Source organism: Streptomyces sp. NPDC050504 (assembly GCF_044458065.1).
Classification (GTDB): domain Bacteria; phylum Actinomycetota; class Actinomycetes; order Streptomycetales; family Streptomycetaceae; genus Streptomyces.
The window spans coordinates 144,410-153,857 of record NZ_JBITHO010000007.1; the positions used below are offsets into that span (position 1 = coordinate 144,410).

Here is a 9,448-nt window from a genome sequence, read left to right on the forward strand (position 1 = left end):
GGTTCCGTACGCGTGGAGAAGGGCCCCGGCACCTGGTGCCGGGGCCCTTCTCCGTGCCGCTCGTTACGGCCTGCGGGCCGAGGTGACGCGGTACACGTCGTACACGCCCTCCACGCCGCGCACGGCCTTCAGGACGTGCCCGAGGTGCTTGGGGTCGCCCATCTCGAAGGTGAAGCGCGAGGTGGCCACCCGGTCGCGGGAGGTCTGGACGGCCGCCGAGAGGATGTTGACGTGCTGGTCCGAGAGGATCCGGGTGACGTCGGACAGCAGCCTGGAGCGGTCCAGGGCCTCGACCTGGATGGCGACCAGGAAGACCGAGGACTGGGTGGGCGCCCATTCGACGTCGAGGATCCGCTCGGGCTGCTGGGAGAGCGAGTCGACGTTGACGCAGTCGGCGCGGTGCACCGACACTCCGCTGCCGCGCGTGACGAAGCCGATGATCGGGTCGCCGGGCACCGGCGTGCAGCAGCGGGCGAGCTTGACCCAGACGTCGTCGACGCCCTTGACGACCACACCGGGGTCGGCGCTGGAGCGGCGCTTGCCGCGGCCGTGCGAGGGCGGCGCGGACTCGGCGATGTCCTCGTTGGCCGCTTCCTCGCCGCCGAGTGCCTGCACCAGCTTCTGCACGATGGACTGCGCGGTGACGTGGCCCTCGCCGATCGCCGCGTACAGCGAGGAGATGTCGCTGTAGCGCATCTCGTGCGCGAGGGTGACCAGCGAGTCGCCGGTGAGGATCCGCTGGATCGGCAGGTTCTGCTTGCGCATCGCGCGCGCGATGGAGTCCTTGCCCTGCTCGATGGCCTCGTCGCGGCGCTCCTTGGAGAACCAGGCGCGGATCTTGTTGCGGGCGCGCGGCGACTTGACGAAGCCGAGCCAGTCGCGGGAGGGGCCCGCGCCGGGCGCCTTGGAGGTGAAGACCTCGACCAGGTCGCCGTTGTCGAGGGTCGATTCGAGCGGTACGAGCCGTCCGTTGACCCGCGCTCCTATGGTGCGGTGCCCGACCTCGGTGTGGACCGCGTAGGAGAAGTCGACCGGGGTGGCGCCCGCGGGCAGGGCGATGACGTCGCCCTTGGGGGTGAAGACGAAGACCTCGTTGCGCGAGAGGTCGAAGCGCAGGGACTCCAGGAACTCGCTGGGGTCCTCGGTCTCCTTCTGCCAGTCGAGCAGCTGGCGCAGCCACGCCATGTCGTTGAGGTGGTCGTCCTTGCCCTTGCCCGCCTTGGGCACGTCGGTGCGCACCTTGGAGGCGCCCGCGACGGCCTCCTGCTTGTACTTCCAGTGCGCGGCGATGCCGTACTCGGCGCGGCGGTGCATGTCGAAGGTGCGGATCTGGAGTTCGACGGGCTTGCCGCTGGGGCCGATCACGGTGGTGTGCAGCGACTGGTACATGTTGAACTTCGGCATCGCGATGTAGTCCTTGAACCGGCCGGGGACCGGATTCCACCGCGCGTGCACCGTGCCGAGCGCGGCGTAGCAGTCGCGGACCGTGTCGACGAGCACGCGGATGCCGACCAGGTCGTAGATCTCCGCGAAGTCCCGGCCGCGGACGATCATCTTCTGGTAGACGCTGTAGTAGTGCTTGGGGCGGCCGGTGACGGTGGCCTTGATGCGGGCGGCGCGCAGGTCGGACTGGACCTCGTCGGTCACTATGGCGAGGTACTCGTCGCGCTTGGGCGCGCGCTCGGCCACCAGCCGGACGATCTCGTCGTACATCTTGGGGTAGAGGATCGCGAAGGCGAGGTCCTCCAGCTCCCACTTGATGGTGTTCATGCCCAGCCGGTGGGCCAGCGGCGCGTAGATCTCCAGCGTCTCGCGCGCCTTCTTCTCCTGCTTCTCGCGCTTGAGGTAGCGCATGGTGCGCATGTTGTGCAGGCGGTCGGCGAGCTTGATGACCAGGACGCGCGGGTCCTTGGCCATGGCGACGACCATCTTGCGCACGGTCTCGGCCTGCGCGGCCTCGCCGAACCTGACCTTGTCGAGCTTGGTGACGCCGTCGACCAGGAGCGTGACCTGGTCGCCGAAGTCGCGGCGCAGGTCCTCCAGGCCGTACTCGGTGTCCTCGACGGTGTCGTGCAGCAGGCCCGCCATGAGGGTGGCCGGATCCATCCCCAGTTCGGCGAGGATCGTCGTCACCGCGAGGGGGTGCGTGATGTACGGGTCGCCGCTCTTGCGCTTCTGGCCGCGGTGCCAGCGCTCGGCGACCTGGTACGCGCGCTCGATCTGGCGCAGCGTCGCCGTCTCGATCTTGGGGTCGTTGCTGCGCACGATCCGCAGCAGCGGCTCCAGGACCGGGTTGTACGGGGACGAGCGCTGGACGCCGAGGCGTGCGAGGCGGGCCCGTACGCGGTTGGACGAGCCGCCCGACCTGGCCGTGGAGCCCGTGGCCGGGGCGGTCCTGGCGGGTGTCGCCGGCTTCGCGGGCGGGGCGGGCGGCACGGGCCCGGCGGCGGGGGCGGGGCCGCCGGCGCGCTCGGCGGGGGCGGACTTGCCCTGGGGCGCGGCTGGGGGCGCCGTGGCCTTCTCGGCCTGCTGGTCGGGCTGCGCGGCGGAGATTGGCTGGGCCTTGTCTGGCAAGAGCGCTCCTCTGGGGTTCCCCCGGACCGAGTCTGGGGGAGGTTCCGGGTCCCCCGGTCAGGCCCGGAAAGCCATGGTATCTAGCCATCGCCGAGTCCTCGCCCCGGGAGTGCCGCGGGCCCGGTACGCGAGACGGGCACCGGGGTGCTCCCCGGTGCCCGTCCCTGTACCGCTGTGTGGTGCTCCGTGCTGGTCAGACCTTGATCAGGGCGTCCAGCGGGGCCCCGGCGAGCGCGGGCTCCAGACGGGCGCGCCCGTTCAGGAAACCCAGCTCCATGAGCACCGCGACGCCCGCGACGTCGGCCCCGGCCCGCCGGATCAGCTCCAGCGAGGCCTCGGCGGTGCCGCCGGTGGCCAGGACGTCGTCGATGACCATGACGCGGTCGCCCGGCGCCAGGTCCTCGGCGTGCACCTCGATCTCGGCGGAGCCGTACTCCAGGTCGTACGCCTGCTTGAGGGTCGCTCCGGGGAGCTTGCCCGCCTTGCGCACGGGGATGAAGCCGAGCCCCGCCCTGACGGCGACCGGCGCCGCCAGGATGAAGCCGCGCGCCTCCAGGCCGACGATCTTCGTCGCGCGGTGCGTGACGCACAGCTCGGCGAGGGCGTCGGTGAGGGCCGAGAACGCCACGGGGTCCGCGAGCAGCGGGGTGATGTCCTTGAACACCACGCCCGGCTTCGGGTAGTCGGCGACGTCCTTGATCCTGCTGAGGAGCAGTTGTTCGGTGGTGCTGTTCATCGCCGCTTCCCGCGTCCGCGCTCGGGCTGCTGGCGCTGACCCACGACGGCACCGGCGCCCGCGGCGGCGGCCGCGTCCGGGACCTCGTCGGTCTGCTCGGCACCGGCGTCGGCGGACTCGCCCTTGGCATCGGCCTGCGCGCGCTTGGCGAGCACCCGCTTGCGCAGGGCCTTGATCGCGGGCTCGCGCTCCTTGAGGTCGGCGACGAGCGGGGTGGCGATGAAGATCGAGGAGTACGCACCGGCCGCGAGGCCGACGAAGAGCGACAGCGAGATGTCGTTCAGCATGCCGGCGCCCAGGACGCCGCCACCGATGAAGAGCAGGCCCGCCACCGGCAGGAGCGCGACGACCGTGGTGTTGATCGAGCGCACCAGCGTGCTGTTGATGGAGCGGTTGGCGATCTCGCTGTACGTCCAGCGGGTCTGCTTGGTGATGTCCTTCGTGCCCTCCTTGAGGGAGTCGAAGACCACCACCGTGTCGTAGAGCGAGTAACCGAGGATGGTCAGCAGACCGATCACCGTGCCCGGGGTGACCTCGAAGCCGACCAGGGCGTACACGCCGACCGTGATCGTGATGTCGTGGATCAGGGCGACGAGGGCGGCGATCGCCATTCTCCACTCGAAGGCGATGGCCAGATAGATCACCACCAGGAACATGAAGATGATCAGACCTTGGAAGGCCTTCTCGGTGATCTGCTCGCCCCAGCTCGCGCCGACCAGCTCGTAGCTGATCTTGCCCGCCGGGGCGTCCAGCTCCTTGGAGAGGTCGGACTTGATCTGCCCGGCCTTGCTGGTGTCGACCTCCGCGATCTGGATGCGCAGGTCGCCGCTGCCGAGCTTCTGGACGATCGCCTGGTGGCCCGAGGACTCCTCGGCGACCTCCTGGGCCTGCGAGACGGACGCCTTCGCCTTCTCGATCGTGAAGACGGCACCGCCCTTGAACTCGATGCCCATGTTGAGGCCGCGCACCGCCAGGCCGACGATGGCCGTGATGGTGATCAGGATGGAGATGCCGTACCAGAGCTTCCGCTTGCCGTAGAAGTCGTAGCCGACCTCACCGCGGTAGAGCCTGGCGCCGAGATTTCCGAGTCGGGACATCTCACGCCTCCTTGGGGTCGGTCGAAGCGGTGGCGGGGCGCCGGGTGCGGCGCAGCGGCGGCTTGGCGCCGAGGCGCTTGGGGTCGAGGCCGGACCACTTGTGGCCGTCGGCGAAGAACTTCGTGCGCGCCGCGAGGGTCATGACGGGCTTGGTGAAGAAGAACACCACGACCACGTCGAGCAGGGTGGTCAGGCCGAGCGTGAACGCGAAGCCCTGGACCTTGCCGACGGTGACCACGAAGAGCACGGCGGCGGCGAGGAACGACACGAAGTCGGAGACCAGGACGGTGCGCCGGGCGCGCGGCCAGGCCCGCTCGACGGCGGGACGCAGCGTACGGCCCTCGCGGACCTCGTCCCTGACCCGTTCGAAGTACACGATGAACGAGTCCGCTGTGATGCCGATGGCGACGATGGCGCCGCAGACGGCCGGGAGGTTCAGCGCGAAGCCGATGCTCGGGCCGAGGAGCGCCATGATCGTGTACGTGAGGACCGCGGAGACCCCGAGGCTCGCGATGGCGATCAGGGCGAGGCCCCGGTAGTAGGCGACCAGGTAGAAGATGACCAGCGCGAGGCCGATGGCGCCCGCGATCAGGCCGGCGCGCAGCTGGTCGCCGCCGAGCGCGGCGGAGACGGTGTCGACGCTCTGCGTCTCGAAGGTCAGCGGGAGGGCACCGAAGGACAGGATGTTGCCCAGGTCCTGGGCCTCCTGCTGCTTGAACTGGCCGGTGATCTCGGCGCTGCCGCTCAGCGTCTGGCTGACCGAGGGCGCGGAGACGACCTGGCCGTCGAGGACGATGGCGAAGCGGTTCTCCGGGTCCTGCTTCTGGGAGAGCTTCGAGGTGATCTTCTGGAACTTCTTCGAGCCGGAGCCCGTGAAGTCCATGGTGACGCGCCACTGGCCGCGCTGCTGGTCGAACTCGCCGCGGGCGCCGTCGATGTCCTTGCCCTCGACCTCCTGCGGGCCGAGGATGAACTTCTGGTCACCCTTGTTGCCGCAGGCCACGATCGTGTCGTCGGGCTTGGTGCCCGCGGCGGCGTTGGCCCGGCCGGCGGGGGTGGTGCAGTCCGTCGCGGCGAACTTCGCCTGGAGCGCCGCCATGTCGCCGGCGCCGCCGGAGGGCGTCGGCTCGGGGGTCTTCGAAGGCTTGGGGGTGTCCTTCGAGGTCGCCGAGGGGGACGGGGTCGCGTCCTTCTTCAGGCCGTCGGTGACCGCGCGGCCCTGGCTGGTCGCGGTGCCGCTGGGGGTGGCCTTCTCGTCCTTGGCCTTGTCACCCTTGTCGGCCTTGTCGGCGTCGGAGGCCTTGTCGGACGGCTTGTCGGAGGCCTTGCCGCTCGGCGAGCCAGACGGCTTGCCCGAGGGCTTGGTGGCGGGCGGCTGCTTGGTCTGCGCCTCGGGTCCGGCGGCGAGCAGCACCGGCCGGAAGTACAGCTTGGCGGTGGTGCCGACCTGCTTCTGGGCCTGCTCGGAGTTCGTGCCCTTGGGGACGTTGACGATGATGTTGTCGTCACCCTGGGTCTGGACCTCGGCCTCCTGCACACCGAGACCGTTCACGCGGCGCTCCATGATGGAGACGGCGGTGTCCATGTCCGACTTCTTGGGCGTGGGCGCGCCGGGGTCCGGCTTCGCCTTGAGCGTGATGCTCGTGCCGCCCGCGAGGTCGATGCCCAGGCGGGGCGTGGTGTGCCCGGACCAGAACATCCCGCCGGTGAGCGCGACCATGGCGATCAGGATCAACGCCAGGGTGCGGCCCGGCCTGCCCTGAGTCCCCGTCGGCCTTCGGCCCTTCTTCGGTGCTGCCACCTTCTCGTTTCTCCCTGTCCAACCGTCCAGCGCCGGGTATGCGCCGACCGGCCACGAAGTGTTGTGGGGACCTGCCCCCGCAAAAGTCTCCACCTGGCCGGGACCGCCGCTCGCCGGTCGGCGAGAAACGGTCCCGGGGGTGACTACTTCGCGTCGGCCTCGCCGTCGGCCTTGCCGTCCTTGCGGTCGGCGTCGTCCGCCTCCGGCTTCTTGCCCAGGTCGATCTTGTCGGCGGCGGCGTCGTCGACGACGGTGGCGTCGGAGTCCGCGGTCAGCGAGGAGGCGTCGTCCGGCACGGTGAGCTCGTCGCTGTCGCCGTGGACGATGCGGTTGTACTCCTCGTCCTCCAGGACGGCGCCGATCGCGTTCTTCGCGTAGATCGCGTGCACGCCGGGTGCGACCTCAAGGACGACCGTGTCGTCCTTGACTTCCTTGACGGTGGCGTACATCCCCCCGATCGTGCGGACGCCGGAGCCGGGCTGCATCTGGTCGCGCATGGACACGGCCTGCTGCTGCTTCTTCTTCGCCGAGCGGGTCATCAGGAACATGGCCCCGATGAGGACGATGAAGGGGAGGAGAGTCACGATACTCACGGGACGGAGATTCCTTCGCACGGCCGCGGACTGGGCGGCCTGATCTACGGGGGTGGGCACGCCGTCCGTAAAGGACGACGTCGGCGGAGTCTAGATGAGTCCGCATCACTGGAACAACGCCCAGCATCCCACCCCGGTTCCTGACCGGGCGAGCCTCCGCGCCGTCACGGCCCGAAGAGCCCCTGTTGTCCCTTTCCCGTGGTGTGCTGCGGTGGTACGAGCCCCAGGTGCGCCCAGGCGGCGGGGGTCGCGACCCGCCCGCGCGGCGTCCTGGCCAGCAGTCCCTCGCGGACCAGGAAGGGCTCCGCAACCTCCTCGACCGTCTCGCGCTCCTCCCCCACGGCGACCGCGAGTGTGGAAAGTCCCACAGGTCCGCCTCCGAACAGTTTGAGCAGTGCTTCCAGGACCGCCCGGTCGAGCCGGTCGAGGCCGCGGCCGTCCACTTCGTACACGCCGAGGGCGGCCGCCGCGACCTCGCGGGTGATGTGGCCGTCCGCCTTGACCTGGGCGTAGTCCCTGACGCGGCGCAGCAGGCGGTTGGCGATGCGGGGCGTGCCGCGCGAGCGTCCGGCGATCTCGGCGGCGCCCGCCGGGTCGATCTCGACGTCGAGGAGGCGGGCGGAGCGGTGGACGACGCGCTCCAGTTCGACGGGGGCGTAGAACTCCATGTGCCCGGTGAAGCCGAAGCGGTCGCGGAGCGGGGGCGGCAGCAGGCCCGCGCGCGTGGTCGCGCCGACCAGCGTGAAGGGGGGCAGCTCCAGCGGGATGGCGGTGGCGCCTGGGCCCTTGCCGACGATGACGTCGACCCGGAAGTCCTCCATCGCCATGTAGAGCATCTCCTCGGCGGGCCGGGACATGCGGTGGATCTCGTCGAGGAAGAGGACCTCGCCCTCCTGGAGGGAGGAGAGGATCGCGGCGAGGTCGCCCGCGTGCTGGATGGCGGGGCCCGAGGTGATGCGGATAGGGGCGCCCATCTCGGCCGCGATGATCATCGAGAGGGTGGTCTTGCCGAGGCCGGGGGCGCCGGAGAGCAGGACGTGGTCGGCGGTGGCGCCGCGGGCCCGCGCCGCGCGCAGCACGAGGTCGAGCTGTTCGCGGACCTTCTCCTGGCCGACGAACTCGCCCAGGTCCTTGGGGCGCAGGGCGGCCTCGACCGCCGTGTCGTCGGCCTCGGCGTCCGCCCCGACCAGCCGGTCGGCCGCGCCCGCGGCGTCCGTCGGCTCGTCGTGCGTGTCGTCCCAGTTCATGAAAGTGCCTCGATCGATGGCTCGGCGCGGGCGGTCAGCGCGTGCGGTTCAGGGTCTGGAGCGCGGCCTTGAGGAGCTGGCCGACCTGCGGTGCGCCCTCGGCGGCCTCGGCCTGCGGGGTGACGGCCGCGACCGCCTCGTCCGCCTCGCGGGAGGCGTATCCGAGGCCGATGAGCGCGGCGTGCAGCTGCTCGCTCCAGGGGGCGGGGCCACTGGCCGCGGCGCGCTGGGCGCCGACCAGGCCGCTGCTGCCGAGCGGTGCGCCGAGCCGGTCCTTCAGTTCGAGCAGGAGCTTCTGGGCGCCCTTCTTGCCGATGCCGGGGACGGCGGTCAGCGCCTTCTCGTCGCCGGTGGAGACCGCGACGCGCAGGGCGTCCGGGGAGTGCACGGCGAGCATGGCCTGGGCGAGGCGGGGGCCGACGCCGCTGGCGGTCTGGAGCAGCTCGAAGACCTGGCGCTCGTCGTCGTCGGCGAAGCCGTACAGGGTCAGCGAGTCCTCCCGTACGACGAGGGAGGTCGCGAGCCTGGCCTCCTGGCCGACGCGCAGCTCGGAGAGGGTGTTCGGGGTGCACTGCACGGCCATGCCGACGCCGCCGACCTCGATGACCGCGGTGGTGGGGGCGAGGGCGGCCACCGGGCCGCTGACAAAGGCGATCATGACGTACGGCCTTTCGGTGCGTGCGCCGCGGCGTGCTGGGCCACGGCCTGCTGGAGGCGGCTCTGCGCGGGGGCCCGCCAGATGTGGCAGATGGCGAGGGCGAGGGCGTCGGCGGCGTCGGCCGGCTTGGGCGGCGCGGCCAGTCTGAGCAGCCGGGTCACCATGGCGCCGACCTGCGCCTTGTCCGCGCGGCCGCTGCCGGTGACGGCGGCCTTGACCTCGCTGGGGGTGTGCAGCCTGACCGGGATGCCGCGGCGGGACGCGCAGAGCATGGCGACCGCGCTGGCCTGGGCGGTGCCCATCACCGTGCGCACGTTGTGCTGGCTGAAGACCCGTTCGACGGCGAGGACGTCGGGGCGGTGTTCGTCCAGCCACCGCTCGATGCCCCGCTCGATGCCGACCAGCCGCTGTCCGAGGTCCTCGTCGGCGGGCGTGCGCACGACGCCGACGCCGAGCATGGTCAGCGGGCGGCCCGCGACGCCCTCGACGACGCCGACGCCGCACCGGGTAAGACCCGGGTCCACGCCCAGTACGCGCACGCCGCTCCCCCTCCTTCGCTCACCTGTTTGTGCAGGCTATCGGCTGCCGCTGACAATGCCGCCCACAAAGCGGCGGGGGGGGGGGGGGGGGTGCCCCCCCCCCCCCCCCCCCCCGCGGCCGGGCGCGGGTCGCACAGACCCGAACCCCCAGGCGCCAGGGGCGGTTGGGGCTACACGGGGGCCCGCGCGGCGGTGCGCCCCCC

At 71.2% G+C, this 9,448-nt stretch carries 8 protein-coding genes; all 8 read right to left on the reverse strand.

Annotated elements, in window-relative coordinates:
* Positions 1–63: 63 nt before the first annotated feature.
* Complete coding sequence (locus ACIBNE_RS26495) at positions 64–2,574, reverse strand: RelA/SpoT family protein (protein WP_399275690.1); 2,511 nt, start codon at positions 2,572–2,574, stop codon at positions 64–66.
* Positions 2,575–2,767: 193 nt separating this feature from the next.
* Positions 2,768–3,310, reverse strand: coding sequence for an adenine phosphoribosyltransferase (locus ACIBNE_RS26500; RefSeq protein WP_399275692.1), 543 nt, complete (start codon positions 3,308–3,310; stop codon positions 2,768–2,770).
* Positions 3,307–4,407, reverse strand: a complete 1,101-nt coding sequence (gene secF / locus ACIBNE_RS26505) for a protein translocase subunit SecF (RefSeq protein ID WP_399275694.1) — start codon at positions 4,405–4,407, stop codon at positions 3,307–3,309. The genes ACIBNE_RS26500 and secF overlap by 4 nt, the downstream gene beginning before the upstream one ends.
* Before the next feature lies 1 nt (position 4,408).
* Positions 4,409–6,208, reverse strand: a complete 1,800-nt coding sequence (gene secD / locus ACIBNE_RS26510; protein ID WP_399275696.1) for a protein translocase subunit SecD — start codon at positions 6,206–6,208, stop codon at positions 4,409–4,411.
* A gap of 143 nt (positions 6,209–6,351) precedes the next feature.
* Entirely contained in the window at positions 6,352–6,801 is a 450-nt protein-coding gene (yajC, locus tag ACIBNE_RS26515; RefSeq protein WP_399275698.1) for a preprotein translocase subunit YajC, read from the reverse strand.
* A gap of 164 nt (positions 6,802–6,965) precedes the next feature.
* Complete coding sequence (gene ruvB, locus ACIBNE_RS26520) at positions 6,966–8,048, reverse strand: Holliday junction branch migration DNA helicase RuvB (RefSeq protein ID WP_399275700.1); 1,083 nt, start codon at positions 8,046–8,048, stop codon at positions 6,966–6,968.
* A gap of 34 nt (positions 8,049–8,082) precedes the next feature.
* Complete coding sequence (gene ruvA / locus ACIBNE_RS26525) at positions 8,083–8,706, reverse strand: Holliday junction branch migration protein RuvA (protein ID WP_399275702.1); 624 nt, start codon at positions 8,704–8,706, stop codon at positions 8,083–8,085.
* Positions 8,703–9,245, reverse strand: a complete 543-nt coding sequence (gene ruvC / locus ACIBNE_RS26530; RefSeq protein ID WP_399275704.1) for a crossover junction endodeoxyribonuclease RuvC — start codon at positions 9,243–9,245, stop codon at positions 8,703–8,705. Before ruvC ends, ruvA begins: the two co-directional genes overlap by 4 nt.
* Between the last annotated feature and the right edge of the window lie 203 nt (positions 9,246–9,448).

Coding starts and splice junctions, on each gene's coding strand:
- secF (WP_399275694.1), bottom strand. CDS start 4,407: ATGTCCCGACTCGGAAATCTCGGCGCCAGGCTCTACCGCGGTGAGGTC.
- ruvA (WP_399275702.1), bottom strand. CDS start 8,706: ATGATCGCCTTTGTCAGCGGCCCGGTGGCCGCCCTCGCCCCCACCACC.
- ACIBNE_RS26500 (WP_399275692.1), bottom strand. CDS start 3,310: ATGAACAGCACCACCGAACAACTGCTCCTCAGCAGGATCAAGGACGTC.
- ruvB (WP_399275700.1), bottom strand. CDS start 8,048: ATGAACTGGGACGACACGCACGACGAGCCGACGGACGCCGCGGGCGCG.